The 26,929-nt window shown below is 47.7% G+C and carries 26 protein-coding genes and 1 pseudogene; 10 read left to right on the top strand and 17 right to left on the bottom strand.

Going from position 1 to position 26,929, the window contains the following annotated elements; translation table 11 throughout:
- Together epsC and cysK are read right to left on the bottom strand one after the other, a co-directional pair.
- Nucleotides 1-965, bottom strand: a pseudogene (gene epsC, locus RIF25_RS15090) (serine O-acetyltransferase EpsC).
- Nucleotides 962-1,951, bottom strand: a complete 990-nt coding sequence (gene cysK, locus RIF25_RS15080) for a cysteine synthase A (protein WP_322879348.1) — start codon at nucleotides 1,949-1,951, stop codon at nucleotides 962-964. Before cysK ends, epsC begins: the two are co-directional and overlap by 4 nt.
- Before the next feature lie 486 nt (nucleotides 1,952-2,437).
- Here cysK and RIF25_RS15075 point away from each other — a divergent pair, with 486 nt between their 5' ends.
- Nucleotides 2,438-3,019, top strand: coding sequence for a Crp/Fnr family transcriptional regulator (locus RIF25_RS15075; RefSeq protein ID WP_322879347.1), 582 nt, complete (start codon nucleotides 2,438-2,440; stop codon nucleotides 3,017-3,019).
- Between the two features lie 429 nt (nucleotides 3,020-3,448).
- On the opposite strand, the gene RIF25_RS15070 is transcribed toward RIF25_RS15075, so the two are convergent.
- The 5 genes from RIF25_RS15070 to RIF25_RS15050 form a co-directional block, all read right to left on the bottom strand.
- Nucleotides 3,449-4,534: a sulfate ABC transporter substrate-binding protein gene (locus tag RIF25_RS15070; protein ID WP_407682445.1), complete on the bottom strand. Its 1,086-nt coding sequence runs from the start codon at nucleotides 4,532-4,534 to the stop codon at nucleotides 3,449-3,451.
- Between the two features lie 123 nt (nucleotides 4,535-4,657).
- On the bottom strand, nucleotides 4,658-5,497 hold the full coding sequence (cysW, locus tag RIF25_RS15065; protein ID WP_322879345.1) for a sulfate ABC transporter permease subunit CysW: 840 nt from the start codon (nucleotides 5,495-5,497) through the stop codon (nucleotides 4,658-4,660).
- 44 nt (nucleotides 5,498-5,541) lie between these two features.
- Nucleotides 5,542-6,447, bottom strand: a complete 906-nt coding sequence (gene cysT, locus RIF25_RS15060; protein ID WP_322879344.1) for a sulfate ABC transporter permease subunit CysT — start codon at nucleotides 6,445-6,447, stop codon at nucleotides 5,542-5,544.
- 6 nt (nucleotides 6,448-6,453) lie between these two features.
- Nucleotides 6,454-7,479, bottom strand: coding sequence for a sulfate ABC transporter substrate-binding protein (locus RIF25_RS15055; RefSeq protein WP_322879343.1), 1,026 nt, complete (start codon nucleotides 7,477-7,479; stop codon nucleotides 6,454-6,456).
- Nucleotides 7,480-7,627: 148 nt separating this feature from the next.
- Nucleotides 7,628-8,641, bottom strand: a complete 1,014-nt coding sequence (locus tag RIF25_RS15050; RefSeq protein WP_322879342.1) for a sulfate/molybdate ABC transporter ATP-binding protein — start codon at nucleotides 8,639-8,641, stop codon at nucleotides 7,628-7,630.
- A 466-nt stretch (nucleotides 8,642-9,107) separates the two neighbouring features.
- Between RIF25_RS15050 and RIF25_RS15045 the strand changes: the two genes are divergently transcribed.
- Nucleotides 9,108-10,979, top strand: a complete 1,872-nt coding sequence (locus RIF25_RS15045) for an iron uptake porin (RefSeq protein WP_322879341.1) — start codon at nucleotides 9,108-9,110, stop codon at nucleotides 10,977-10,979.
- 146 nt (nucleotides 10,980-11,125) lie between these two features.
- Nucleotides 11,126-11,251, top strand: coding sequence for a hypothetical protein (locus tag RIF25_RS15040; protein WP_407682450.1), 126 nt, complete (start codon nucleotides 11,126-11,128; stop codon nucleotides 11,249-11,251).
- A gap of 182 nt (nucleotides 11,252-11,433) precedes the next feature.
- On the opposite strand, the gene RIF25_RS15035 is transcribed toward RIF25_RS15040, so the two are convergent.
- Nucleotides 11,434-12,228 (bottom strand): PspA/IM30 family protein, encoded by a 795-nt coding sequence (locus RIF25_RS15035; RefSeq protein ID WP_322879340.1) that lies wholly within the window; start codon nucleotides 12,226-12,228, stop codon nucleotides 11,434-11,436.
- A 184-nt stretch (nucleotides 12,229-12,412) separates the two neighbouring features.
- Between RIF25_RS15035 and RIF25_RS15030 the strand changes: the two genes are divergently transcribed.
- Nucleotides 12,413-12,952: a peroxiredoxin gene (locus RIF25_RS15030; RefSeq protein ID WP_407682449.1), complete on the top strand. Its 540-nt coding sequence runs from the start codon at nucleotides 12,413-12,415 to the stop codon at nucleotides 12,950-12,952.
- A 146-nt stretch (nucleotides 12,953-13,098) separates the two neighbouring features.
- Here RIF25_RS15030 and RIF25_RS17405 read toward each other — a convergent pair whose 3' ends face one another.
- The 3 genes from RIF25_RS17405 to RIF25_RS15020 all read right to left on the bottom strand — a co-directional run bounded on the left by RIF25_RS17405 (nucleotide 13,099) and on the right by RIF25_RS15020 (nucleotide 15,715).
- On the bottom strand, nucleotides 13,099-13,329 hold the full coding sequence (locus RIF25_RS17405; RefSeq protein WP_407682448.1) for a helix-turn-helix domain-containing protein: 231 nt from the start codon (nucleotides 13,327-13,329) through the stop codon (nucleotides 13,099-13,101).
- A gap of 442 nt (nucleotides 13,330-13,771) precedes the next feature.
- Nucleotides 13,772-14,461, bottom strand: coding sequence for a potassium channel family protein (locus RIF25_RS15025; protein ID WP_322879338.1), 690 nt, complete (start codon nucleotides 14,459-14,461; stop codon nucleotides 13,772-13,774).
- Between the two features lie 63 nt (nucleotides 14,462-14,524).
- The gene (locus RIF25_RS15020; RefSeq protein WP_322879337.1) at nucleotides 14,525-15,715 is read right to left on the bottom strand and encodes an aldo/keto reductase; all 1,191 of its coding nucleotides are present in this window, start codon (nucleotides 15,713-15,715) and stop codon (nucleotides 14,525-14,527) included.
- Between the two features lie 68 nt (nucleotides 15,716-15,783).
- Here RIF25_RS15020 and RIF25_RS15015 point away from each other — a divergent pair, with 68 nt between their 5' ends.
- Both RIF25_RS15015 and lepB read left to right on the top strand, forming a co-directional pair.
- On the top strand, nucleotides 15,784-16,422 hold the full coding sequence (locus RIF25_RS15015; protein WP_322879336.1) for an exopolysaccharide biosynthesis protein: 639 nt from the start codon (nucleotides 15,784-15,786) through the stop codon (nucleotides 16,420-16,422).
- Nucleotides 16,423-16,459: 37 nt separating this feature from the next.
- Complete coding sequence (gene lepB / locus RIF25_RS15010) at nucleotides 16,460-17,068, top strand: signal peptidase I (RefSeq protein ID WP_322879335.1); 609 nt, start codon at nucleotides 16,460-16,462, stop codon at nucleotides 17,066-17,068.
- A 369-nt stretch (nucleotides 17,069-17,437) separates the two neighbouring features.
- Here lepB and RIF25_RS15005 read toward each other — a convergent pair whose 3' ends face one another.
- The 3 genes from RIF25_RS15005 to RIF25_RS14995 all read right to left on the bottom strand — a co-directional run bounded on the left by RIF25_RS15005 (nucleotide 17,438) and on the right by RIF25_RS14995 (nucleotide 19,908).
- Nucleotides 17,438-17,602: a hypothetical protein gene (locus RIF25_RS15005; RefSeq protein WP_322879334.1), complete on the bottom strand. Its 165-nt coding sequence runs from the start codon at nucleotides 17,600-17,602 to the stop codon at nucleotides 17,438-17,440.
- Nucleotides 17,603-17,893: 291 nt separating this feature from the next.
- On the bottom strand, nucleotides 17,894-18,340 hold the full coding sequence (locus tag RIF25_RS15000) for an Rrf2 family transcriptional regulator (protein ID WP_322879333.1): 447 nt from the start codon (nucleotides 18,338-18,340) through the stop codon (nucleotides 17,894-17,896).
- Nucleotides 18,341-18,342: 2 nt separating this feature from the next.
- Nucleotides 18,343-19,908 carry a SagB/ThcOx family dehydrogenase gene (locus tag RIF25_RS14995; protein WP_322879332.1) on the bottom strand — a complete coding sequence of 522 codons (1,566 nt, stop codon included), beginning with the start codon at nucleotides 19,906-19,908 and terminating at the stop codon, nucleotides 18,343-18,345.
- A 297-nt stretch (nucleotides 19,909-20,205) separates the two neighbouring features.
- On the opposite strand from RIF25_RS14995, the gene RIF25_RS14990 reads away from it, so the two are divergent.
- The 4 genes from RIF25_RS14990 to RIF25_RS14975 all read left to right on the top strand — a co-directional run bounded on the left by RIF25_RS14990 (nucleotide 20,206) and on the right by RIF25_RS14975 (nucleotide 24,913).
- Nucleotides 20,206-20,742: a pentapeptide repeat-containing protein gene (locus RIF25_RS14990; protein ID WP_322879331.1), complete on the top strand. Its 537-nt coding sequence runs from the start codon at nucleotides 20,206-20,208 to the stop codon at nucleotides 20,740-20,742.
- A gap of 573 nt (nucleotides 20,743-21,315) precedes the next feature.
- Nucleotides 21,316-23,793, top strand: coding sequence for a phospholipid carrier-dependent glycosyltransferase (locus RIF25_RS14985; RefSeq protein ID WP_322879330.1), 2,478 nt, complete (start codon nucleotides 21,316-21,318; stop codon nucleotides 23,791-23,793).
- A 74-nt stretch (nucleotides 23,794-23,867) separates the two neighbouring features.
- A complete protein-coding gene (locus RIF25_RS14980) occupies nucleotides 23,868-24,272 on the top strand; it encodes a hypothetical protein (RefSeq protein ID WP_322879329.1) in 405 nt (134 codons plus the stop codon).
- A 2-nt stretch (nucleotides 24,273-24,274) separates the two neighbouring features.
- Nucleotides 24,275-24,913 (top strand): histidine phosphatase family protein, encoded by a 639-nt coding sequence (locus RIF25_RS14975; RefSeq protein ID WP_322879328.1) that lies wholly within the window; start codon nucleotides 24,275-24,277, stop codon nucleotides 24,911-24,913.
- A 7-nt stretch (nucleotides 24,914-24,920) separates the two neighbouring features.
- On the opposite strand, the gene RIF25_RS14970 is transcribed toward RIF25_RS14975, so the two are convergent.
- From RIF25_RS14970 to RIF25_RS14960, 3 genes are all read right to left on the bottom strand, one after another.
- Nucleotides 24,921-25,640: an ABC transporter ATP-binding protein gene (locus tag RIF25_RS14970; protein WP_322879327.1), complete on the bottom strand. Its 720-nt coding sequence runs from the start codon at nucleotides 25,638-25,640 to the stop codon at nucleotides 24,921-24,923.
- Nucleotides 25,637-26,413 (bottom strand): ABC transporter ATP-binding protein, encoded by a 777-nt coding sequence (locus RIF25_RS14965; protein ID WP_322879326.1) that lies wholly within the window; start codon nucleotides 26,411-26,413, stop codon nucleotides 25,637-25,639. Before RIF25_RS14965 ends, RIF25_RS14970 begins: the two co-directional genes overlap by 4 nt.
- A 55-nt stretch (nucleotides 26,414-26,468) precedes the next feature.
- The coding region (locus RIF25_RS14960) for a DNA adenine methylase (RefSeq protein ID WP_322879325.1) at nucleotides 26,469-26,929 on the bottom strand (461 nt) is incomplete at its 5' end.

The raw sequence follows: 26,929 nt of genomic DNA, 5'->3' as shown, positions 1-26,929 counted from the left end.
CTATATGCCACCGCCGTTTTCAAAGCTATCGGAGCGGATTCGGGCCTGGGAAATGAAGCTACCGGGAGGCACATCTTTCGTTAGCCAGACATTCCCGCCAATGGTGGAGCCTTTGCCAATGGTGATTCGGCCTAAAACCGTGGCTCCCGAATAAATGACGACATCATCTTCAATCACTGGATGTCGGGCCTGGCCCTTAATCAATGCCCCGGTTTCATCCCTGGGAAAACTTTTTGCCCCTAGGGTCACGGCCTGGTAAATCCGCACCCGATCCCCAATCACACAGGTTTCACCAATCACAACCCCCGTACCGTGATCAATAAAAAAACTCCGGCCAATGGTGGCTCCAGGGTGAATATCAATTCCCGTTTCGGAATGGCTCACCTCGGCAATAATCCGGGCTAACAGAGGTAATTCCAGTCGGTAGAGGGCATGGGCTAGGCGATGGAAAGTGATCGCTGCAATACCGGGATAACAGAACAGCACCTCACTAGTAGATTGGGCTGCTGGATCCCCTAAATAGGCTGCATTAACATCGGAATCGAGGATAAATTTAATCCCAGGTAAGGTTTTGGCAAATTGGCGCGTCAGTTCAACAGACAGATGGTTAATCGTGGCTTCGGTATAGTTAAGATCATCTCGATACTGCTGTTGGAGCCAGAGTTCTCGTTGAATCTGGACTTTCAAAAAATTGAGGGTTTTATCCAGGGTATTGCCGACAAAGTAGTGGGTGGTTTCATCGGACAGTTCAGGATCGCCAAAGTGCCGGGGGAATAGGGCCGCCCGCAGACTATGGACAATGGTTGTCAGTCGTTCCCGTGAGGGTAAGGGATAGAAGTGTTCCGAGAGGCTGTAGTGAGGGGCTGATCCGTGGGGGATTGGCTCAGGGCTGCCACAACATCTTCCAGGCCCCAGTCTGCGGTACTGCTTTTGGCAATTAAGCCATCAGAGGTGGAGTGGGTCATACCAAAGCCAATCCTTTTTCATTGAAAATGCCATCAAATAAAACCGTGCTGAGATAACGCTCACCCGAGTCAGGCAGAATTACAACAATAGTTTTGCCCGCGTGTTCCGGTTGTTTTGCCAGACGTACCGCCACAGCCGCCGCCGCCCCACAGGAAATACCAGCAATAATCCCTTCTTCCCGAGACAGACGACGGGCATACTCAATTGCTTCTTCGTTGGTGACGCTTTCCACTTGATCCACGATGGATAAATCCAAGTTTTGGGGGACAAAGCCAGCACCAATGCCTTGAATTTTGTGGGGGCCTGGTTTTAGGGGTTGACCCGCTCGCGTTTGGGCAATCACCGGACTATTCTCAGGCTCTACTGCAACTGACAAAATCGGCTTGCCTTGGGTCTGTTTGATGTAACGGGATACCCCAGTGATTGTCCCACCCGTACCCACGCCTGAAACTAAAATATCAATCTCCCCATTGGTCGCTTCCCAAATTTCTGGGCCAGTGGTTTGTTCATGAATGGCCGGATTAGCCGGATTGCGGAATTGTTGCAGCAACACATAACGCTCTGGGTCAGAAGCGGCAATCTCTTCAGCCGTTAAAACGGCCCCGGTCATCCCCTTAACACCCTCAGTCAAAATCAACTTGGCTCCATAGGCTGTCAGGAGTTTGCGCCGCTCTAGGCTCATGGTTTCGGGCATCGTCAAGGTCAAGGGAATTCCTCTGGCCGCGGCGACAAAGGCCAAGGCAATGCCAGTATTCCCACTGGTGGGTTCGATTAACTCTTTCCCAGGCCCCAGTAAGCCCCGTTTTTCTGCATCCCAAATCATCGCCGCCCCAATCCGACACTTAACCGAGTAGGCAGGGTTACGCCCTTCAATTTTGGCTAAGACCGTTGCTGGGGCCTGGCCTGGAATCCGATTTAGTCGTACCAGTGGGGTTTCACCAATGGTTTGACTATTGTCCGAGAAAATCTTGTTTGTAAGCCCCATAACCACCTCTTGGCACTCAAGACATAAATTTTGAATTTTCAAGCAACAACTTTAGACCGTTCAAGCTCTGGCGTGACTATTTGGTTAAGTCAGGTCTTAACAAATCACTAAAAGCTCAGAGAGTCTGTTTTACTTACCTACAATACAAGTAACCACACAAATATACTAGGTTTTTAGTAGATTATGATTATTTAATAATATCGAGAAAAATATATCTATCAGAGGCGATGAGTGCAGTTTTCATTAGGGCTATAGGCCAGAGTTTATTATTATGCTCAAAAATGTATTGAAGAAGGCTGAAAAATAACTATTAGTTTTTAGGAAATGATACTTCCATAAGCCCATTCACTAACTTCGTGTTCTAGATTCTTGCCACTCTGGAACTGCTAGAGCAAAAAGTCATCACTCTACGCTCCTGTGATCTAGTAATTATCAAGGTGTTCACATATACTACGAATATTCTGTCAGGATTTAGGAGTATAGTCCATGGTTGCGTCTTTACCCCATTTTGGCGCAGGCGGAAACTTCTGGGAATACCCTTCTCGTAGTTTCTTGCCGACTGTCCCCAACCGCCTCTGGCTGATTGAGTCTGGTTATGTCCGTTCCTATATTTACACTGAGGAGGGAAGTTTAATCGTGATGGGAATTTGGGGGCCTGGGGAAGTAGTTGGTGCTGCCCTCGCCTCAATTCATCCTGTTTATCTGGAAACCATAACACCCGTCCAGGCCCGTTCAACGGCATGGGTTACCTACACGAATAAACAGCATCTTTATGCAGCCTACCTTAAACAAGCAGAGGCACTTTTGGTGATTCGCTCACAAAAGCGAGTTGAACTGATGGTAACGAAACTGTTGCAATGGCTAGGGCAACGGTTTGGACAATCCTTAGAACAGGGACAAGTTTTAGAGCTAAGGCTCACCCATCAAGATATTGCTGAAATTTTAGGTGTAACCCGTGTCACGATTACTCGCACGTTTGGGTTATTGGAACAACAAGGATTTATGCAACGGCTTTCAACACAACGGATTATTTTACGAGAATCTGATGTTTGGCATTATCAGATTTAAGTATTTAATCTATTAATGTCCTAGCCTAATATAAAACCTACATACACACTTACTCATCTTAAAATCAAGACATTCTTACGGACTCGTTGTGAGATTTTCTCAGACTTTTATCTATACATGATTGTTTTTTGCTGTTTGTCTCTGTAGATATAGCAAACAGTAATGATTCGTGAGATTAGCCCAAGATTATTTATATCTGATAAATTTTGACTTAACCCTAGGCTTAAAGAAGGGCTACTCCTGACCAAGGGCAGTGATGATCAAACATTCTCACAAATGAAGACGGATTACTATATCCTCTGCGGCACAAGTAAGAGAGTTAATTTAAGCAGTTTGAACCCTTAGCAAAAATAAATAGCCGCCTATAAGCAAAGACGGCTAAGAGGACTATGTATTAGACTAAGGAGTGTTGAGGAGTCAACAGGGAACTTAACGACGGTTTGCCAGCAAGATTTGATCAAAGAGTCCGTTATTGGCAAAGAACTTCTTCTGGGCAACATCCCAGCCACCAAACTTATTGATATTACTCAGGTTCGTGACTGCTGGAAATTGCTTGCTAAATTGTTTGGCTACAGTCGGATTAACAGGCCGGAAGAAGGCCTTGGCATATTCCGTTTGAGCTTCAGGCGTGAAGAGATATTTCACAAATGCTTCCGCTGCTTTCCGGGAGCCATTCCGATCCACATTCCGATCCACTACAGCTACAGGAGTATCAATAGAAAAGTTGACAGATGGAATTGTGAAATCGACTTTTTCTCCTTTAGATTGCGCCAGCAGAACCTCATTTTCGTAATTGAGCAACACATCGCCCTGCCCTTGCTTCACAAACACATCCGTAGCTTCCCGAGCATCTTTAGGCAGAATCGGAGCATTTTTTAGCACTTGGGCGACAAACTGCCGGGCTTTGGCATCATTACCACCGGTTTGGAGGACAGAACTCCACAAACCCAAAAAGTTCCAACGCGCTCCACCAGAAGTTTTGGGGTTGGCCGTAATTACCTTGATACCTGGCTTGATTAGGTCTGTCCACTTAGTAATTTTCTTAGGATTCCCATCACGGGTGATAAAGGCAATTACCGAGCGCTGAACAATGGCATTGTTGGGGGCCCGCTTTTCCCAACCGGGTTTAACCAGGCCGGCCGATTGCAATTGATCCACATCAGCACCTAATGCTAAATGCACCACATCAGCATTTAAGCCATCAATCACGGCTCGAGTTTGAGAGCCAGATCCCCCATAACTCTGTTGGAATTCCACAGTTTGCCCAGTCTGCTTTTTGTATAGTGCCACAAATTTGGGGATGATCCGCTCATAGGCAGATTTGGTAACGGCATAGGAAACCAGGGTCAGCTTAACTGGGCGGTTCTGGGCAAATGCTGGTTGCGCTAAACCCAGGCCAGTCGTAAGCAGCAAGGCAGAGCCACTCAAGCCCAGGAAGGCGCGCCGAGAAGTGGAGCCAAGAGGAATAGAAAATTTTCGTGGTAGAGAAGAATTTGACAACCTCATAAAGTCCATAAAACCTGTAGTGATTAAGTAGTTGTTTAATATAAGAATCACATAGACTTTGTGAAAATGCAATAGGATTAGCTTAAGGTGATTGGAAAAATAGCCTTGAATTAATGCCCTTTTCAACCAGGCTTAACTGGCAATGCGATTATCGTAACGGCGTAAAAGTTCTTGGCAGATCAAAGTGAGCAGTGCGACTAATCCAAGTAGGGATGCACCAGCAAAGGCCGCAATGGTTTCATATTCCAAATACATCCGTTCTATATGGAGCGTTAAGGTATTCGTCTCGCCAATAATTTTGCCGGAAACCACCGAAACGGCCCCAAATTCCCCCAGTGCTCGCGCCGTTGAGAGTAAGACCCCATACAAAACTGCCCAACGAATATTTGGTAACACCACTTGCCAAAAGACTTGCCAGCCGTTGGCCCCCAGGGTTTTGGCTGATTCCTCCTGTTCACGACCTAGATCCTGTAATGCGGGCAATACTTCTCGGACAACAAAGGGCAAGGTGACAAAAACAGTAACGAGGACAAGGCCAGGCCAGGCAAAGATAATTTTTAAGTTCCACTGGTTCACCCAATACTCAAACAAACTACCGAGGGGGCTATAAAGCAGCACAAACATCAGACCAACAATGATCGGGGAAATCGTTAATGGTAAATCTATTAATTGAAGGAGGAGTTTCCGCCCCCAAAATTGTTGCCGCGCAATCATCCAGGCCGCGCTGATGCCAAATACAGTATTTAGGGGAACTGCAATCATGACTGCTGTTAGGGTTAGACCGATGGCGTGCCAGGCCTGGGGGGTATTAATGCCTTGCCAATAGGCTAATAATCCTTTGTTAAAAGCCTGATAAAAAATATTTATGACGGGCAATCCCACCACCAGGCCCAGGAACCCTAATCCCAGGCCAATCCAGAGCCAGCCCCAAGCCGAGATAGTTTTTTGAGCACGAATCCGGTTTACGTTCACCCAGGCCTTAACTCCATCGAGATTGATATCTTCAGAACGGACGGTTATTCAGCATCCCAAGGCCGACTCCATCCCTGACAGGCATTCGCGACCCCGAGCAAGAGCACAGACATGATCAACAGCACAATTGCGACCGCCGTGGCCTGGCTGAGTTGAAACTCCTCAATGCGCTGGTAAATATAGACCGTTGAAACCAGGGTTTGATAAGGAATATTCCCAGATAGGATCACCACGACCCCATACTCCCCAATTGCCCGAGCTAAGACCAAGGTAAATCCAGTCAAAAGGGAATTGAGAGACTGCGGTAAGATAATGCGCCAAAACAACTGCCGCGGGCGCGCCCCCAACGTCATGGCCACTTCTTCCACTTCCGGCTCAATGGCTAAGAGGGCTGGTTGGACAATTCGCACGACAAAGGGCAACGTGACATAAACTTGGGCGAGCACTACACCAATCACGGAGGTAGTTAAACTGACTTCTGGCAAGCCAAGCTGCTCAAGCAAGTTTCCCAAGGGATTTCCAGGATCAAATATCTGCCCAATAATCCCCCCCGGCCCATACAAGGCGACTAAGGTAATCCCCGCCACCACCCCCGGCAAGGCAAAGGGTAAATCAATCAGGGCATCAGCAATTCGCTTTCCCGGAAAGGTGTAGCGGGTTAAAATCCAGGCCAAGATTAAGCCAAAGACAGTATTGATCGATGCGGCAATCAGGGCGGTGGTCAGAGTTAGTTTGTAAGCATCCCAGGCCGCGGGGGCCGCAATGGCCGTCCAGAGATCCGTCAGTGGTTCTTGGCTGGCTTTCCAAAACAGGCTACTTAAGGGCAAAACTAGGATAAAGAGGAAGTAAACCCAAACCAGGGCCTGGGTCACCCGTTGATTCAGATGCCACTGCCAACCCAAGAGCCACGGGTAAAGTCGTGATTGGTTGGCCTGGAATAAAGGACTCATCTACAACTAACGCTTCGCAGCCGCTTGTTGAGCCCGATCAAATAATCCCCCATCCGCAAAGATTTGTTGATCCAATTGTGTCCAGCCCCCCAAATCAGCAATTGTAAAAACTTTGTTCACAGGTTTATATTGCCGGGCAAACTGATTCCGCACTTGCTGGTTATAGGGGCGATACCCCAGTTCTGCGTAAATCCTTTGACCAGTTGGAGAAAATAGGAATTTTGTAAATGCTTCGGCCACTTTCCGCGTTCCCCGTTTATCAACGACGCGATCAATTACGGTCACGGGGAAATCCACTTGTAAATTGGGGGAAGGCGCAACATAGGGGAAGTCCTGGGGAATTGCCTCATTGGTGAAAATAATTTCACTTTCAAATGTCAGCAGAACATCACCAACCCGATTTTTGACAAAGGTATCCGTGGCTTCTCGCCCAGAGTTAACTAAGGTTTTAATGTTGCGAACAAATCCATTCAAGTAGGCCTGGGCGGCGGACTGTCCCTGAGTTTTTAAAATTGAACCGTAACCAGCTAGGACTCCCCAGCGGGCATTCCCTGATGTCTTAGGATTAATCGCAATAATGTCAACACCGGGTTTAGTTAAATCAGACCAATTGCGGATCTGTTTGGGGTTCCCAGGCCGGGTCACTAAGACCATCACACTGTAGGCAGGAACAGCTTTATTGGGTAAACGTTGCTCCCAGTTAGACTTAACCAGGCCCTTTTCAACCAGGGGGGTAACATTAGTCTGGAGGTTTTGGGCTAAAACATCGGCTTCTAATCCAGCTAAAATCGCTCGAGTTTGCGCGCCAGAGGCTCCATAGGACTCCTTAAAGGTCACCGTCTGCCCGGTTTTAGCCTTCCATTCCTTTTGAAACGCTGGAATTAATTTTGCAAAGACGGGTTTCGCCACGGCATAGCTGACTAAGGTTAATTCAACAGACTGCTGGGCCTGGGCAGGTTGTAATGGTAAGGCCGGAATCACTGTCGCCCCTAAGGTTACTAACCCCAGTAGTAAATACCGCCGCTGTAACATCTGTGCCTCCATCAATTAATTAAGTCTGAATAATCTGTAGATTTATCGTAGATTAAAGCAAGGGAAAATCTCAATCTCTGTCAAGCTCCAAATCTCCAGGCTGAAAACCCTTAAGCAATGGAATCTAGCCCCAGGCCGGAGTCGATGACTAAATAGAGTAAAACAGGGGAAATGTTTTGGCTCCTTTGGGTGAGATATGGACTTGCTGCTGGGGCCGGAGATCTAGTAGATCGTAAGTTTCCCGAGAGAGGTGAGCCGTAATAATTTGCCCATCATTTAAGCCCAACTCCACTTGAATTTCCCAACCAAGATGGATAATCCGCTCAACCTTAGCTGGGACTGTAGTTCCATTGGCAGAAGCAGCAATTTCAATATCATGGGGTCGTAAGAATAAATTGGACTCCGGCGGGGCATCTTGCTTGGGAAATAACCCGGAAGCATTGGAGACAACATTCACAGGCCCAATAAAACTCATGACAAAAGGACTAGCTGGATTATCATAAATTTCTGGGGGAGACCCTACTTGTTCTACCTTGCCATGATTCATAACCACAAGTTCGTCAGCGACTTCCATGGCTTCTTCCTGGTCGTGGGTAACAAAAACAGTGGTGACATGAACTTCCTCATGGAGACGGCGTAACCAGGCCCGCAGGTCTTTCCGCACCTTGGCATCCAACGCCCCAAAGGGTTCATCTAGCAATAACACTTCTGGTTCAACTGCCAAGGCCCGAGCTAGAGCTACCCGTTGCCGCTGCCCACCAGACAGTTGGGAAGGATAGCGATGACCCAGGCCTCCAAGTTGGACTAATTCCAATAATTGATCCACACGGGCTTCTACCTTATCTTTGGGGGTTTTCTTTAGCTCCAAGCCAAAGGCAATATTTTTACGAACGCTCATATGCTTAAACAAGGCATAGTGCTGAAAGACAAAGCCGATATTGCGATCTTGGACACTCTGGTTTGTTGCGTCTTTCCCCGTCAAGACAATTCGCCCCGTATCAGGAGACTCCAAACCAGCGATCAGTCGCAATAGGGTGGACTTGCCAGACCCTGATGGCCCAAGAAGAGCAACCAATGAACCGCTGGCAATTTCGAGATCAATTTGGTGCACGGCCTGGAAGCTACCAAACCGCTTAGAGACATTTTGGATTTGAATGCCCATTCGTCTGACTCTCTGCTCTAAAGTCAATATAGTCTATCAAGTTACCGTATTTATGAAAATAGATCAAAACAAGGATAAACTTATATGGCGTTACGCAGGCTGTTCTAAGTCAGTAGAAATCCGCAGGTTCTGATCTAAATAATGATTTCCTAATCCCCTCTTCTCCAGTTCTAAGTCGGTGAGACTATATCAGCATCTTCCTGACAGTCGCCTACGGTGATTATCTATTTTGAAAAGGATGCTCAGATCAAAGAACAAGGCAACCCTAGACAAAATCTGAATCTCACATTTATAATACGCATACTTAGTCAAGATACCGTTCTTAGTGAGATTATTGACGATCTAACCACTTCGCAAGGGTTTTCCAAAAGGTAGTTCCCTGTTGTGTTAGCTGGATTTCTATGAACCATCGTGTCTCCGTCTGAGTTTTGAGATTTGTGTGTGAGGAATTTTCAAGGAGAAATCTATGTCCCGTATTTTGTGGAAGCTACTAGCCACAACTCCCGCTCTGGCCTTAGGGGTGAGCAGTGGTGTTTACGCTGCCGAAGCCAACTCAAGCCTTTTACAACTAACCCCTGGGGAACTAAATTCTGCCCCCACCAGCCTAACCACATTGCCAGCACAGCCGACGACTAACCTTGCTCAAAGTCTGCCGGCAATGCGTTCTTCCCCTTCTGTATCGTCCTTGGAAGCCGATCCATTGGCTGGTACTCTTGCCCCCGCCGCCCCATCAACTCAGCCCCAAACCCAATCGGCCATTGGTTCACGGGCCCAGCAGTCAATCCCCCAAGTCACTTCTGTCAGCCAGTTGTCCGATGTCAACCCCACCGACTGGGCCTATCAAGCCTTAGCATCCTTAGTTGAGAAATATGGCTGTATTGCGGGGTATCCAGATGGCACTTTTCGGGGAAATCGGGCTGCAACTCGGTTTGAACTGGCAGCGGCTCTCAATGCTTGCTTAGATGTTATTAGTGACCGATTTGCCACGAAGGAAGACTTGGCTGCTGTCCAACGCTTGGCCCAAGAATTTGCCAGTGAGCTAGCTGTTATTAAAGGTCGAGTCAACAACCTGGAAGCCCGGACGAGCAACCTAGAAGCAACCCAATTCGCAACCTTAACCAAGCTAGCGGGTAACATCGTCATCAACACATCTGATGTCTTGGGTGGACAACGGGCTAACCCGCCTGGGCCTGGAGGTGTGAATACTGCTGGCCCAAACATTGTTGATAACTTGATTGTCAGCAGCCGGACTCGGCTTAACTTTGACACAAGTTTTACTGGAACCGACCTACTGCGGATTCGTTTGCAAGCGGGGAACATTGTCAACTATTCCTCAATTACTGGAACTAACGCAGGCCGGTTAGCCTATGACGGCGACAGTGGCAATACGTTTCAATTGCAAAAATTGTTTTATCGGTTTTCGCCAATTAAAAATCTGACAGTTTTTGCGGATGCTAATGCCGGTCAGTGGGAAGATAACACCTTTACCTTCAACCCCTATTTCTCGTCTGGGGAAACAGGAGCCTTATCTCGGTTTGGTCGCTTTAACCCAATCTATCGGATTTATGCGAACAGTGCGGCGGGTGTGACCTTCAACTACAAGTTTGCAGAAAATAAGCAAGCAGGCACCAGTGTTGACTTTACCCTGGGCTACTTGGGTGGCGGAACCAACACAACGGCTCCCGGTGGTGTCACCTTTGATCGTAGCCCTGGGAATCCATCCCCGCCTGGTGGTTTCATTGGGGATTCCTATAGTGCCTTAGCGCAGTTTAATGTTCGTCCAGTCAAAAGCCTTGCACTGGGGGTAACCTACGTCCGGGCCTTTGGTGTTGATCCCAGCGGTGGAACTGGCACATCTGGTTATCCTGGATCAGCCAACAATCCAACTGCCTCTGCTGCCCTAAGTGGAGGTGTCGGTAATGTTGCTTCCGATAACTTTGGGTTTCAATTTACCTATCTAGTCATTCCCCAATTTACCCTTTCAGGCTGGGTTGGTTATTCTAGTGTGAATCAACCCCAAGGTGGCCCCGTCACTGGAAGAAATGCGTCATTGCTAAACTGGGCGATTACGGCTGCTGCTCCTGACTTGTGGCAGAAGGGTGATGTGGCGGGTTTAATCTTTGGGCAGCCTCCCCAAACCATTAGTACTAACTACACATTGGCCGGAAACCCAAATATTACTCCTTTCAATACCTATCACTTGGAAGGTTTCTACCGCTTCCAGTTGAGTCGGAATATTTCTCTATCCCCTGGAATTATTAGTATCTTCAACCCCAACAACAACTCGGCTAACGCTCCGATTGTTCTAGGAGTGGTACGGACAACTTTCCAATTTTAGGTTGATTCTTCTGAATTTCTTAAACATTCCAAATAAAATTAATGCAGAACTGGGGACTTTTTCTTCAGTTCTTTTTTTATAGATTTTATAGAGTAGTTGCGTAAGTATGGCGTTACTTCATCAAGGCAGGATAGGGATGCCCCCAGATCAAACATCAGTTCTGGAGAGGAGAATTTTCTAGTGAGGGATATTTTGTCAGTACAGTTTGTCAACATGGTGATGAGGGAATGATTGCCAGCTATGTTAAGAATCAAGGACAAGAGTATATGTAGTTACATTGAGATGAGCAACTGAGCATTTCTTGATACCGATACCCCATTCACCTGTGGAGGCGAGGGTTGATTCACAAGTTGACACTCCGCCATCCTTATAGCTTGCGTGCGTAGCAGGACGGGTTTTAGACCCAAAATTTTCGATAAATAAGAGGCTTGTTCTGAAATCTTGCTAGTAGATACTAGTTTTTTTCTAGTGCCCTTCTGATTTCATCAATATCTGGGTCGCTGGGAACCGTAGATTGATAGGAGGGTGGGGAGGAAGAAGCATCAACAGGAAATGGCGAACTCGCAGCGGGTAAAGCCCCAGTCGTTGATGGAGTACCAGCTATCTGCCGTTTAAGTTCTTCCAATTCGTCGTTGACATCACCACTTTCAAGTTGGGCAAACTGGCTTTCTAAGGCACTGCCACTGAGTTCAGCAATGGCTTCCGAGCGGGCTTCTTGTTCCAAGACCTTATTTTCCATCCGCTCAAACAAGGCAGCAGAACTACTGGTGTTAATATTACCAACCACTTTCTGGATTTGCTCGCTAGCCTTGGCAGCACGGGCGCGGGCAATCAACATATCTTTCTTAGTCTTGGCCTCAGAAATTTTACCCTCCAAGGCAGTCATATTTTTCTTGAGGGTTGCAACTTGGGCTGCGGATTGCTCGAGTTGAGCTTTCAGGGCTAAGGCAGTTTCGGTGTTTGTTTTCTTCCGGTTCAAGGCTTCTAAGGCGAGGGCTTCATCTCCTTTCGTGAGTGCCAACTTGGCCCGGCGTTCCCATTCACTGGCTTGTTGTTGATTGGTGTTGTACTGCTGCTCTAAACGTTTTTGGGATGCAATCGCTTGGGCCACGGCCTGGCGTAAACTGACCAAATCTTCATTCATGTCAATCAAGGCCTGCTCCAGCATTTTTTCTGGATCTTCAGCCGCACTGACCATTGCATTGATATTAGAACTGAAGACTTTGCTAATTCGATCAAAAAGTCCCATACCAACGATTCCTTACAATGAGGAGCATCTCTTCCAGACTAGCTAAATTACTGAGTTTTGCCTAGTAGTTGCCATTGTCCAGGCCCCTGCTGTTGATCGGGTGATCTTGCTATAACAAGAAGGGCTGCTATCAATCAGAATTTTCTGGGAGTTAAGGACAATGCCAACGCGCCGTCAGTGGATTATGGGTTTGCTTGGGGTGGTCATGGCCTGGGGTCTCTTGGCGGGGAATCAAACAGCCTATGCCCTCGGTGGCAAACTCCCGGAATTAGATCAACCTGCACCCACCTTCACCTTACCGACCAACACCGGTGATGGGGAGATTTCTCTAGCAGACCTTCGGGGACAATGGGTATTGCTCTACTTTTATCCCAAAGACTTTACATCCGGCTGCACCCTAGAAGCCCAACGCTTTCAAAAAGATTTGGCAGAATATCAAACCCGGAATACGGCCATTATTGGGGTAAGTGCAGATTCAGTAGATTCCCACGCCGAGTTTTGTGATTCCGAAGGTTTGAAATTTCCGCTCTTGTCCGATGCGGATGGCAAAGTCAGCAAGGCCTATGGATCGTGGTTGGGGTTTGTGTCTCTGCGTCATAGCTTTTTAATTGATCCTGAAGGTATTTTGCGAAATCGGTTTGTGGATGTTCGCCCCGCCAGCCATAGTCGGGAAGTCTTAGCTCGCTTAGATGAATTACAGAATACCGGAGTCTTCCTACCTTAGTTTTGCTTTAGGTTAGAGATAGGAATCTGTACTCCCGTATCTGTTTTGCCTCAGGTATATCTGCAAGTATCTCCCCAGACTAAATGACTCAATCCCTCCGGAAGGTTAGGCCAACATCTACGCAATAGACCAAGGTTTCCCCAGATTCAATACTGAAGCGACGCGCCTCTAGGGCCTGACAAATCTCTTTTTTTTAAGGCGACTTTCTCGGGGTCTTTCAAGGGATGAATGACCTGGGCTTTTTGCCAAGATAGACCCGCCTCATGCAATAAATTATAATAACTTGACTTGGCTGCATAAACAACATCAAATGTTTCTAATATATATGCTTCTAATTCTTCAAGATTCCAATGATTCTGTTGTTTTAACCACTGAATAACCTGTTGTTTTTCAAAATCTGATCAATATCCAGTCTTGCCTTTGTAGCCCAGTTTTAATGTGTTGACACCGGACAATAAAAAGCTTGCTTCCATTTCGTATAGACTGAAGGTCGTGCGTAGCAAAATCCGGATAAAACTTGGAGAATATTCATAATCTGCTGATGCGTAAATCCCTCTAGTGTCATCTTTACCGCTAGGGCGCGCTTCATTTCTCTTGAATCTAGACACGTATCTATAAATTGATTGAGTTCATCCATGAGATTATCCATACTATAGTCATTTCTGCCAAAAGTGAGACATTCAAGAGTACCACTGGTGATGGTTTCAAGCATTTCTGTGTTTCATTCTTAAGTGAAATGACTATACATTACTCATTCTCTCATATTTGAAAGCGGATTGTTAGATATTAAATCTAACGAATAAGAAACTTCCAGAAAAATTACAATCGTGGGGCCTGGCTGGAGGAAAGATATTGACTAATTAAACAAGAAATAATAATTGCTGGATACATTTGCCCGATAACAGCCTCAAGAATGGATAAGGCCATAGCAACTCCAGTGGCAGGCGTAATATCTCCATACCCAACCGTTGTTAGCGTAACAAAGCTGAAATAGCCTAGTTCCCAGGAAATATCCACCCCCTTAGTCAAGTTAAAACTACTACTATCCAGGTTGTAAAGCATTCGGTAGGCAAATGCCCAGCTAAAGCCCAGTAGTAAATAAACGCTGACCCCGCCTAAAATTGAGTCTCTCGTTACAGATTGCTGCGTAAATATCTTCTTGAGAATAACTTGAATGACCATAAAGCTAAATGTTAAATGAACTACCCCTGTTAATAAGTCAATTAAGATACCAATATTTTGTTGAACATAGTTAGAAAAATAGTCCAATAATTCTAAGGCAAAGATAGATAAACTGACGACTAAGTAAATATAAAATTTAATTCGCCGAGCGCGTAGGATCTGTAGGATCAGTACAATTACGAATGTTTCTAGACTGAAGGAAATGAGTGATGACCAACGCTCTGAGAAAAGGGTCGGAATCAGAATGAGAGAAATTAGCCCGATGAACAGTCTTGCATATTGATTTTCCCAAAATGGATCACTGTGACTCGATTTGCGATCAACCATGAGTTATTCCAAATTACAGCTTTAGATTGAGAATACAGTGAGTCATTCCTAAAGTTGGCTTTATTAACTTTGAGATAAACGTTTTTGGGCCGCCCCGCCAAGAAGTTGATGGGTTTCCACTAGTAACTGAGGAATCATCTCTCGCTGGGGACTGTTCTGGAGGCATTGTTGGAGTTGCTGGTGGCTGATGCACTCTAGGTCTTTAGCCTGCTCCCCTGGAAACCAGTGGCTACCATTCCCAAGCAGGTTGTATCGCATCCGCCCATAGTCCACCAGGCCCCAGGCCAAGGCCAGATTCCGTAACCAAAGGATTGTCCGAATATTGATCTGTCCAGGAACCTCTGTGTAATCGGGTAAGCCTTGGGTCCAGGTCTCACACCAGTCTTGGCCAAGGGTCTCAATCAGGGCCTGGTTTAAGCGGTGGAGGATGGGTGGCAGAATCGTATCAGCTTGACTCAGCAACTCCAAGGTTTTCAGATGTTCTGGGAAGTCTTCGGGATGGGCAGCACCAATACTCAGGGTATGCACTTGTGGATGGCTGAGGCAAAATAGGTCATTAAACACCATCGGACTTAGGGGTTGGCACAGTTCCATCAGGCGGGCCGGTGGCTGATTGAGCATTCCGCCTTTATTGGTTGGGCTGATGATAAAGACTCCCAGATCCTGTTTTTGCGCCGCGAGAATGGCAGGCCAGTTGGTTTGATTGATGTAGTACCAATGGAGATTGAGATAGTCAAATTGCCCCGATTCAATGGCCGGCAAAATGATCTCTAGAGGGCCGTGGGTGGAAAAACCAATAAACCGTACCCGCCCTTGGGCCTGGAATTGCTGGGCAACCTCTAAACATCCACCTGGCCGGAGGGTTTGATCGAGTAATTCGGCGTTATTGATCCCATGAATCCCCAATAAGTCCACATAGTCTAGGTTGAGATTGTTAAGGGATTGCTCTAGGGTTTTGCTAAATTCAACCGAGTTGGCGGTGGGGGAAACTTTGGTTTGGACGATCAGTTTTTCGCGCCGGATTTTCGGGAGGATTTGCCCCAGTTGCAGTTCTGATGTGCCATAGCCACGAGCCGTTTCAATGTGGTTGATCCCTAAAGCCAGGGCCTGGTGAATGGTGGCTTCAAGGTTATGTTGATTATCCGCTGGAATTTCTGCCCAGGGGGTATCTTGCCATTTGTATTGATAACGCATCCCCCCACAGGAGAAAACGGGCATGGCTAAGTTGGTGCGGCCAAAACGGCGGTACAGCATGACAAACTCCGATTAATCCACTGACAGGCCTGGTAAGCTAAACATCGCGCTTAGTTTCTGTCTCCACCATGGCCAAACTCTCCCAAGACCTGCATCGTTATTTTATCGAGTCTCCTCCACCGGAGATGGAAACCGTCAGCCTAGCCGCCCTTCTTGACCAGGCCGGGGAACGTATCTTTGGTTTTTTATTGGTGATTCTCTCCCTCCCCTCTGCATTGCCCATTCCGGCCCCTGGTTATTCAACCCCCTTTGGAGTGGCCCTATTTTTACTCGCGATGCAACTGATTGCGGGGAAAACGACACCGTGGCTCCCCAATAAAATCATGCACTACCAAATTCCCTTGCCCCAGGCCCAGGGCGTGATTAAAGCGGGGATTCCTTGGTTGAAGCGGATTGAAGCTATTTCCCGGCCACGCTTATTACCCATCTGTACCAGTACGCCAGGCCGGGTGATTTTGGGGATGGCGATTGCGTTGATGGCCATTTCCATGATGATTCCCATTCCTGGCACGAATACCCTACCCGCGATGGGCATTTTTGTCGTTGGCTTCGGCTTACTGGATGATGATGGGGCGATTTGCTTGGGGGGCCTGGTGCTTTGCCTGATGGGAGCTATCTTATCCACCTCAATCATTGCCGCTTTGGTTTGGGGCGGGACAAGCCTTTATGACACACTCAAAGAAGGCTTAAAAAGCTTATTCCAGTGATCATTTGACATTTAAATTGCCCCTCCTCCTATTGCTCATGACTTCTCACAACTCCTCTTCTCTCTGGCAACGGCTCTGGCAGGCCCAAAAAGGAAATTTGCTTTTGATTTTGATTGCTTTGGGGTTAGCTCTGCTCTTACGGTTTTGGGTCGCGGAGTCGCGCTATATTCCTTCAGAGTCTATGGAACCGACCCTCTGGCCTGGAGATCGAATTGTAGTCGAGAAGATTTCCTACTATCAGCGTTCTCCCAAAGCTGGTGATATTGTCGTGTTTCAGCCACCGCCCTACCTCCAAGCCTTTGGCTATAAACCCGATCAAGCCTTTATTAAGCGAGTGATTGGCCTGCCTGGACAAGTTGTACAAGTTCATCAAGGAAGGGTTTATGTAGATGGCTTACCTTTACCTGAGCCGTATATTGCTGAACCACCCAACTATGAACTTCCGCCCGTGCGAGTGCCTGAGCATAGCTTGTTTGTCATGGGGGATAACCGCAATAACAGTAATGATTCCCATGTTTGGGGGTTTCTTCCAGAAAATTCCCTATTGGGGCGGGCTGCTTTTTGTTACTGGCCACTAGAGCATTGGGGGCCAATTCAATCCACAATTGAAGCTAGGCTAGAAACCCTCCCAGGTGATAGCGGGTGATTGTGAACATCCTACAAACTCATCCCAGGGTGGAAGTTACGGCATTACATAGGCTGTTCTGAAATGATAGAAACTTCTTTTTGTCCTGCCCCACAATGCTGATAGATGATCTCTGGGCTATTGCTAACTAACCTGAGTTCGGGATACGGAATTACCGCAAAAACCCTATCTACTGAGACTTTCCGCCAATCTAGGGCTATTCAAGGAACAGGAAATAAAATCTCTTGTCAAGATGATACAGATCTGGTTACTTTTCTGAAGAGGTTTTATAAACCTACACCCTCGCGGTTGTCTTAAACAGTTACATGGCCTTCTTTTCAGACTTTTTGCTTATCTCGAACTGACGTTTGATAGGAAAATTAACCTTCATTATTTAGACACCTTATCATCCAACGCTTTTATCTCTGCCCGTAGCCCATTGATTTCACCTTTCACTTCCGCCCGTAATGTCTTGAATTGCGCATCAGTCCTAGCAATGTGGATGTTTTTTTTAGCAAAGGATTGAATAGCATCTAAATATTTGCCTTGCTTCACTGGCTGCTATCCTTCAGTCATTTAGTTATCTCCCTTGGGTTTACGCCGCTTAGAAGTGCCTCCATTAGACTGATTAGCCAGTGTGGCTTCAACCGGATTAGATTTTTTTAGCAATTCCCGCTCTACCGCCTCGGTAATGACATTTCTGAGCCATTCCGAACGATTGGTCTGATGAGGGCAGTCATAAAAAAGTCTTGATTTGTGCATTCCCATCTTTATCTCTTTAGGTATGCGTCTGCCCTGCTCATTTAATATAGGTTCTTGATAGAAAACGCTTGGGTCACTTAAACCTTAAACCACAAAACTGGCACTTTCTCCTTGGGCCGCTTGCCAACTGCGGGCATCGTAATATAAATCTTCAAGGGAAATATTAAACAGAGCATCCCTTAACTTTTGATCGAGGCGTTTCCAAAGGCTAACTGTGACCCAATCGGCAGCGGCTAAATCTGGGGGAGTATCGTCTAAGAATAAGGGCTGGCTCGATTCACCCACGGCCTGGAGGATTTGCCCCAGAGAAATTTTACCCGGAACTTGAGCCAATTGATAGCCACCTTGGGAACCCCGTAAAGAATTGACTAACCCCGCCCGGCGTAGTTCGATGAGGAGTTTTTCTAAATAGGGGGCCGGTAAATCCTGGCGTTGGGCAATGTCACGGACTGAAGCGGGGCCGTAGTTGGGCTGCAAGCTGAGATCCAGTAGGGCTTTCACGCTGTAATGGCCGCGGGTGGTTAACTTCATAGCTAGGCCGGTACTCCCAAAGTGGTTAAATACAAGACAGCATCATCCACTGGGATCCCCAGCACTTCATTCACCTGATCATCAAAAAATCCGGCAATGCCACTGGCACCCAAATTTAACTGCATGGCGGCTAAGTTGAGGCGTTGGCCCAAATGTCCGGCATCCATGTGCAAGTAGCGATAGGCCCGTTCTCCCAATTCCGTAATCGCCGCTTCTAAATTCGCCGTTTGAAAGACCACCGCCGCCGCATCCCGCCCCAATTCCTGGCCCAAGCTGAGGTGATGAAGTTCGGTGCGGAAATTCTTAAACCGGATTTGGCGGAGTTCCTTGGCCTGGGGCGCATAATAGTAACAGCCAGCCTCAAGACCTTTCACCTCAGAGACGGCGACAAAGGTTTTAATCAAGTTCAAACAGAAATAATCCGGGGTCTCATCCAGGCCTTGGGGTTGATAATGTTCGGGGTGATAGGCAAAATCCAAAATTTGGGCCAGTTGGGCCTGGGTGATACTGCCACCCGAATAGACTCGAGTTGAACGCCGCCGTAACATAGTGTTTTCCAGGCCAGTGCAATTTTGTTGCCAGTTGATTGGCTCTACCCCTAAGTGAACGCGAGTTAAGCCCGGAAAATCATATAAATCTGGGGTGGGTTCCGGCTCTGGCTCAGGTTCCGGTTCTGGGGGTGGCATGATGGCTACACCCGTACATAAATCTAAAACCACACCATCGGGGTCGGCCTGGGGCTTGGGGGTATAGGTTAAGTCGGTTGCCGTAATTTGACTGGCTTGGTGACATTCATGGAGCAAATCCCCAGCAGCAATTTTGGGAATCGTGGGACAGACGGGGGAGGGAAGGGCTGTGGGTAAATGGGGCAAATTTTCGGAAACTTTCAGGAGATCCGCCAAACCAATCACAACAAAGGCTGCCTCTTGATCGCCATCTAAGTAGAGCAAATCATTCAAGGCCGAGTCCACAAAACCCCCCAGCAAATGGGCCCGGAAATCATTCAAGTTGGCGGCCAGTTCAATGTTACCCAGCAAATGACCCAAATCCAGGCCAATCCGCCGATAAGCCCGATCCTCATAGCGCCAGGCCGAGCGATAGAACACCGCCGTCAGCACTACCGCCAAGGTGACATGATCTAAAACCGGATGCCAAAAACAGGCCGATTGCAACGCCGACCAGACATTACTTTCCCAGAAGTGAATCAAACCGTGGGGGCGGGCCTGGTAGTTATAAAGTCCAGCGGGTAAGCAACTATCTTGACGGGCAATCAGATACAGTTCAGCCGGATAGAGTCCACCTGCCGAGGGGGCCGCCCGTAAATAGTAGGGGTCTCCAGTGGTGGCAACGGCGGCGGTAATGCCATAACTCAGATAGAAAAAGCGGGATAAACGCTCACCTAGGTTGGGATCCAAATCTGCGGGTAGTTGCTTCAGGTTAATCAGATGCCCAAACTTATAGTCCTTATAGGGAATCGGCTGCTGACTAAAATCTAAGGCTTTGCCCCGTTGCCGAATGGTGACTGGATCGTATTTGGTGCGCTCGTGATAGTGCTGGGCCAGAGACATAGGGCAAGGGGGGACGGAGAAACTGATTTCATTGTGCCGTGATTTTGACCCAGGCCTGGAGCTTGGCAGGGCTTAAGAAAAGATTAAGCAAGATTAAGTTTTGTATGCCGACCCCTTACATTCAAAGAACGTAACTAAGCACAAATACTTAGCCATTATTGAGGGGTTTATTCTGACCAGCCTGATAGTCATTTCGCTTAGGAATGAAACACAAAGATACTTGAAACCATCACGGGTGGTAGTTTTGAATGCCTCAGCTTGGGCAGAAATGACTATAGCTTGACTTAGAAGCAGACTATGACCAGCTTAAATCGTGAGGAATTCATTCAAGCCTATCTGGCCGGAGAGCGTAATTTTTGCGGAGCGAACCTGCCCAAATTAGACTATTTTGAGGCTTTGCTGGCGGATGTGAATTTAACTGCAGCTAATCTTGCCCAGGCCTACCTCCCTTATGCCCAACTCCAACGCGCCATCCTAATTGAAGCCAATTTTACGGAGGCGGAACTAGGAGATACTCAACTCTACCAGGCCAACTTAACAGGAGCAAACCTAGCTGGGGCCAATCTTTCTCGGGCTAACCTTCGGGCAGCAAACCTACAGGGGGCCAATTTACAGGGGGCCGATCTAACGCGAGCCGATCTGCGGGGGGCGAACTTGGCAGGGGCTGATTTACGAGATGCCATTTTAAGCCGGGCCAACTTAGACGCAGCAGTCCTAGATCAGGCCCAACTCCAAGGCACAAACTTGTTTCAAAGTACGGGTCTGGAGAGCAAGGGAATCATTTACGACTTTCGCACCAAGTTTCCCGATGGCCATCATCAACATTGCAGTTAATCCCCAGACTTCCCCGAACTACTCAGATAGGGGTAGGCAGACTTCTGCAAATATATTCCAAGAAATTTTTTACTTGATTTCATTCCCGGCGATGTCGCATCAAAGGGATAGATTACATCAATCATAAACTATAATTCCTTAGTAACTAATCTCCATAGATAGTCATTTCTGCCCAAACTGAGGCATTCAAAACTACCACCCGTGATGGTTTCAAGTATCTTTGTGTTTCATTCCTAAGCGAAATGAAGATGGTCGTGGGTTTCTAACAAGTGAGGTCATAAATTATAAATTTTTAATAAAAATCTTTTCGAGTTAGGAGTTCTTCATATTTCCAGTAGTAACCCCAGTAGTAACCAATGTAATTTTCAGAGGATACGTTGAAGTTGGAAAGATTCAACAAAGTCTGTATCTTGAGTAATTAGCACTCGCTGCTCGCGGATCGATGTAATTGTCAGATGTTGTATTCTTATCTGGCAAGTCAAAGGTATGTAACTATGTCATACGTCATAACCAGTACTTTTCACCCAGTAGCAGTAGTTAATCTCCTCCTCAAGTTACCCGGCCCTGTATCCCTTGTCTAAACTCCTAACTCGTGCAATTCCTCGCTGGCGTGATCCGCTGATTTTAGTCATTCTCTGGCTGGGGGCAACGGTCTTTGATCGCCTCTGGTTGAGTTTAGATCAGGGGGTGCCGGCCTGGGATCAGGGGGATCATCTCAGTCGGGCCTTGGATTATTGGCGGGCCTTTTGGCAACCGGATTTTTTTTCGGGTCAGTGGTGGACTAATCTGTGGCAATTATCCCCAAGCTATCGGGCCCCGCTGGTCTATTTGGCCACTGTACCCTTGCTTCAGATTTTTGGGACGGGGGTGGATGGGGCAATTACGGTCAATGTATTATTCACCGGGATTTTACTAGTTGCGACCTATGGCCTGGGGCGATTGTTATTTGACCGGCTGACAGGCCTGTGGGCGGCTAGTTTTGCGCTGTTGATGCCGTTCCTGATCCAGTTGCGTTTGGATTATTTGCTCGACTATGGCCTGGTAGCACTGGTGACGGTGACGTTTTGGGGACTGACGGCCTGGCGGGGGGCATTTTTGCGGTCTCAAACAATCACGGGTGGGAGTTGGCTTTGGGCGGGGTTAACGGGTGGTGGCCTGGGTCTGACGATTCTGACTAAACCGACTGGGATCCTATTTTTTGCTGTGCCCTTGGCCTGGATGCTAGTCGCAGTCATTAAAGCCAAATCCTGGGGCCGCTGGGGGCAATTATTCTCTCTGGGTTTGGCGGCACTGATCACGGCTGGGTTTTGGTTCCAGGCCAATTGGTTAACCATTCTCACCTCTACGGATCGCTCTAATCGCAACTGGCAACCCGAGGGGGTGATTCCGGGGGATGTCTGGTCAAACTGGATCTACTACCTGCGTCAACTTCCGGATCTGGTCACGGGGCCGGTGCTGTGGTTATCCCTGGGCAGTTTTTTACTCTGGTTGGGTTATACACTTTGGCGGGGTAATATTCGGATCAATCCTCGACCGTGGCAAAGCGGGGCCTGGTTACTAATTTTTCTTTTGGGAACCTATGTTTTATTCTCAATTCCCCAAAACAAGGATCCCCGCCATATTGTCCCGATTGTGCCGATCCTTTTGGTGCTTTTAAGTCGGGGGTTTACGGTTTGGTCAAGGGCCTGGGCCGGATTGTTACCCATGCTGGCCGCCGGACTCACTTTGTATTGGGTTTTAGTGAATTGGTTCCCGATCCCAATTTTGAGTCAAGGGGGTGGTCGGCATTTACCTTACCCAGGCCCCATGTATCCCTTAGCTGAAGTCGCTCAAACCATTAACTCCTCAACTCCCTATTTGCGCGGAAATTTAGCCGTTCTGCCCAACACCGCCGCAGTCAACCCGATGAATCTCAACTATTTTGGACAGCGGGAAAATTTCAAAGTCTTTGCCCGAGAAGTGGGGTTTCAAGAGTTGGGCGTGGAAAAAGACCTCGATGATTTTCAGTGGTTTCTCGTCAAGACCGGCGAGCAAGGTGTGGATCATAATTTTGCCCCCGGAAAAGCAACCCTAGAAAGATTAGTTGTTAACAGTCCCCAGTTGGCAATCACCCAGGCCTGGAATTTACCCGATGGCAGTGAACTCAAGCTCTATCATCAACGCCAACCCCAAATTACAGTCGCAAGGAAGGATAGTCGAGATTTACAGGTGGGCCTGAAACAGGTGCAAGTCCCAGAGAAAGTCAACCCTCAGCAAAATATCCCTGTGATCTATGAAGTCTGTGGGCCGTGGGAGCAACTGAAAAATGGGGTTTTAGTTCTCACTTGGCAAAATCAAACCAACTTGGCCTGGGTGCATGATCATGGCATTGGCCTGGGGAATTTAGACGCGGGGCAGTTTCCGAGTCGGCGACAACCAGAAGGCAATTATTGTGTCCAAGAACGCCTGGTCATGCCCACCGCCGCAAATCTCACCCCAGGCCCCTATCGCCTCACCGCCACCTATCTCAACCGTCAAACCCAAGCCCATTACCCACTAAACACAACTGCAACCACAGCCCTTGATCCGACAACCGCTCCAATTCCCGCCCCTACTCCAGATTTAGTCAGTCAATTTCGCCAACTGATCCCCTCTCTCCGCCAAGGTCAACTGGATCCCGTTTTTGGCAATTTGAACCGGATGAACCAGGCCGACCCCACCCAGGACTACTACCAACAACTGGCGGCGGCGGCCCAATTTCGCTTGCAATCCGAACCCAATAACCTCGACCAACTTTATATCCTCCTCCTCACCCAAGTCCTCCAACGCCAGGCCCCGCAAGCCGAAACCACCGCCCTAAAAATTACCGAACTGGATGCCGAAAACCCCTATGCCTGGGCCTATTTAGCCGTGATCTATCTCTATCAATGGCAGGGGGGAAAGGCTCAAATGGCTCTCGATCAAGTGGCCCGCTTAAATCCAAATCTGAGTGAACTGAAAACCCTGAATATTGTCGCCGCGATTATGCAGTTAAACTTAGTCCAGGCCTGGAGTTTACTACGCAATTCTTAAGCCCTGGGGGATACCTGATCTACAATTCAACCCGCAGACTACAGTACATTAAACTCAGAGTTCCAGACCCGCCCATGCCCACCTCCCCATCCTTAGATCGCTCTGCCCCCGCCCGCTTCCAAGCCAATCTTCAGCAATTTCAACAAGACGTCGCCCAATTCCAACGCGGAACGCAGCAGTTTCAAACCGATGTCCGCCAACTCCAGGCCGAGATTCAGACAGAAATGGCCAACATTCGCAGCCATGTGGCCCCACTTCGCCATTTAGCCCCGCCCACCCACCCCCAATCTCGCCACAACCCCCAACTTAACCAGGCCCAACAAGCTGCCTTAAGCCAATTTTTAGATCGGGGGAGTAGGCTATGGTATTGGACGAGTCATGGCCTGATTTTCATTGGGACGTTTGTGATTGGGAATGCCATCTTGCACCCCTTTGAACCTTGGCTCCGGGCCTGGATTGATCATCTCCTCGGACGCTAATTATGCCCCTGAAACTTTATTTTCTCCGTCACGGTCAAACCCCCTACAGTCGTGCCAATGCCTTTTGTGGAGCCTTAGATCCAGATTTAACCCCAGAGGGAACCGCCATGGCCCAAGCCTTTGCTGAGGGGTATAAAAACCTGGCCTGGACTGCCGCCTATGTCAGCCCGATGAAACGTACCCAGGCCACCGCCGCCCCCTTATGCCAGGCCTTGGGATTAAAGATGGAATTACGGGATGGCCTGAAGGAAATTTACTATGGCCAATGGGAAGGACTCAATCCCCAAGAAGTCAATCTCAAATTTCACGATGATTATGTCAGTTGGTTAGCGGATCCCGGCTGGCACGCACCGACCCAAGGGGAACGGGGGGTTGATATTGCCTATCGCAGTAACCAAGTCCTGACAGAAATTGAACAAACCCACGAGAGCGGCAACATTTTAATCGTTTCCCATAAAGCCACGATTCGGATTATGCTTTGTGGACTGCTAGGCATTGATGTCGGGCGATTTCGGGATCGGATTGCGGCTCCGGTGGCAGCAGTGTCGGTGGTGGAATATGGAGATCATGGGCCATTACTGTTAGCCTTGGGAGAGCGTTCCCATTTAAGTCCCGAATTGCGCCAACTGCCGGGAACTTAATCACCTTTCAACCTAAGTAGGCTTGTTTTACCCGCTGATCTTCGGCCAAATCTTGAGCCTTACCCGATACAATCAGTTCTCCCGATTCCAGCACATATCCCCGATCCGCAATGGCCAGGGCTAAATTGGCATTCTGTTCCACTAACAATAACGAAATACCCTGTTGCCGGAGTTCCCTTAAAATCCTGAAAATTTCTTGAACAATCACCGGGGCCAGGCCAAGGCTAGGTTCATCAAGTAACAATAGTTTGGGCCGACTCATCAACGCTCGGGCTAAGGCTAACATCTGTTGTTCTCCCCCGCTTAAGGTTCCAGCTAATTGATGTTGACGTTCGGCCAAGCGGGGAAAAAATTGCAATTGTTGGGCCAAATCTGCCTTAATTTGCGGCCAATCCTGACGACAATAGGCCCCCAGTTTGAGATTATCTAAGACCGTTAAACGGGATAAAATTCGCCGTCCTTCTGGTACATGGGCCAATCCGAAACTGACTAATGACTCGGCTCGATAGCGTTGGATATTGCGACCTTGATAAAGAATTTGCCCTTGACTGAGATTGACTAATCGAGAAATGGCTTTGAGCGTTGTACTTTTACCTGCCCCATTGGCCCCAATTAACGTCACACATTCCCCGGCCTGGATCGTTAAATTAAACTGACGCAGGGCCTGGATTTGGCCATAATGAACCGAGACATTTTCCAAGACCAAGAGTTGGCTATCAAGGCTCATGGTTGATCTCCCAAATAGGCCGCAATGACCGCCGCATCTTGACGCACTGTTTCCGGTTTTCCCAGGGCAATTAACTGACCAAAATCTAAAACTGCAATCCGGTCACATAGACCCATCACCAACGGCACATGATGTTCAATCAAAACAATCGTTAATTGAAATGTTTGTTGAATATAGCGGATAAACTCACAGAGTTCTTGTTTTTCAGTTGGATTCATTCCCGCCGCGGGTTCATCTAACAAGAGGATTTGCGGGCGAACCGCTAAGGCGCGGGCAATTTCTAAACGGCGTTGTTCTCCATAGGCTAAATGACTGGCTTTTTCCGATTGACGCGCCCCCAGGCCAAGCAGATTTAAGATGTCTAAGGCTTCAGTCCGGGCAACTCGCTCCCAATTATTGATTTTTGGTAAAGGTAAAATTCCAGGCCAGAGCTTAACGGGGATATGAATATGGCGACCGATCAAAACATTGTCTAACACCGATAAGTCTCGAAATAAACGAATATTTTGAAAGGTTCTGGCAATGCCGCGCTGGCTAATTTGATCGGGTTGATAACCAACAAGGGATTGATTCTGGAGAAAAAACTGGCCCTGTGTCGGTGGAATTAAACCGGTCATGATATTAAACAGAGTCGTTTTTCCAGCACCATTGGGGCCAATCAAGCCAAAAATCTCACCCCTGTAAATCTCACAAGACACATCATTCACGGCCACCAGGCCCCCAAATGTCCGACTGAGATGCTGGAGGGATAAAAGGGGTTGGGAATCATCCATAGAACTTAGTCATGGTACGCCTGGTGACGGGTTATTGCTTATCTCTGTAGCGGAGTTAACCATCGAGATTTAATATTAAAACTTCTTGGCTGGACTTATTGCGACTCATGCCATACTTCCAATCTGGAAAAATAATCTCATAATCCCGATAAAGCTCCAGAATTTCAGGACAATGGTTGTAAGACAATATCCACCGCTGACAGGTTTTTAGTTTTTCGGCCAAGGCTTGATGATCAAATCCTTTATGGGTACTGCCTCGATTACCGTACAACGTGGATTTAATTAAATAAGGGGGATCAAGATACATAAATTCAGCCCCATAATCCTCAAGCACCGTTTGATAATCACCCCAGGCCACGCTGAAATAATCCCGACAAGTCTTCACTGGGAAATTTCGCAGCCGTTCAATGGAAGATTGGGTAAAACGTTGAGTCACGGATTGTTGTGAGCAGCCGCCGCTGAGGGTTGTCCCAGAAAATGAAGCTCGATTGAGGACAAAAAATAAGACCGCTTGCT

It is taken from the genome of Pseudocalidococcus azoricus BACA0444 (genome assembly GCF_031729055.1).
GTDB lineage: Bacteria > Cyanobacteriota > Cyanobacteriia > Thermosynechococcales > Thermosynechococcaceae > Pseudocalidococcus > Pseudocalidococcus azoricus.
Note: the sequence above shows the minus strand (reverse complement) of the source record. Positions and strands in the feature narration are given on the sequence as shown.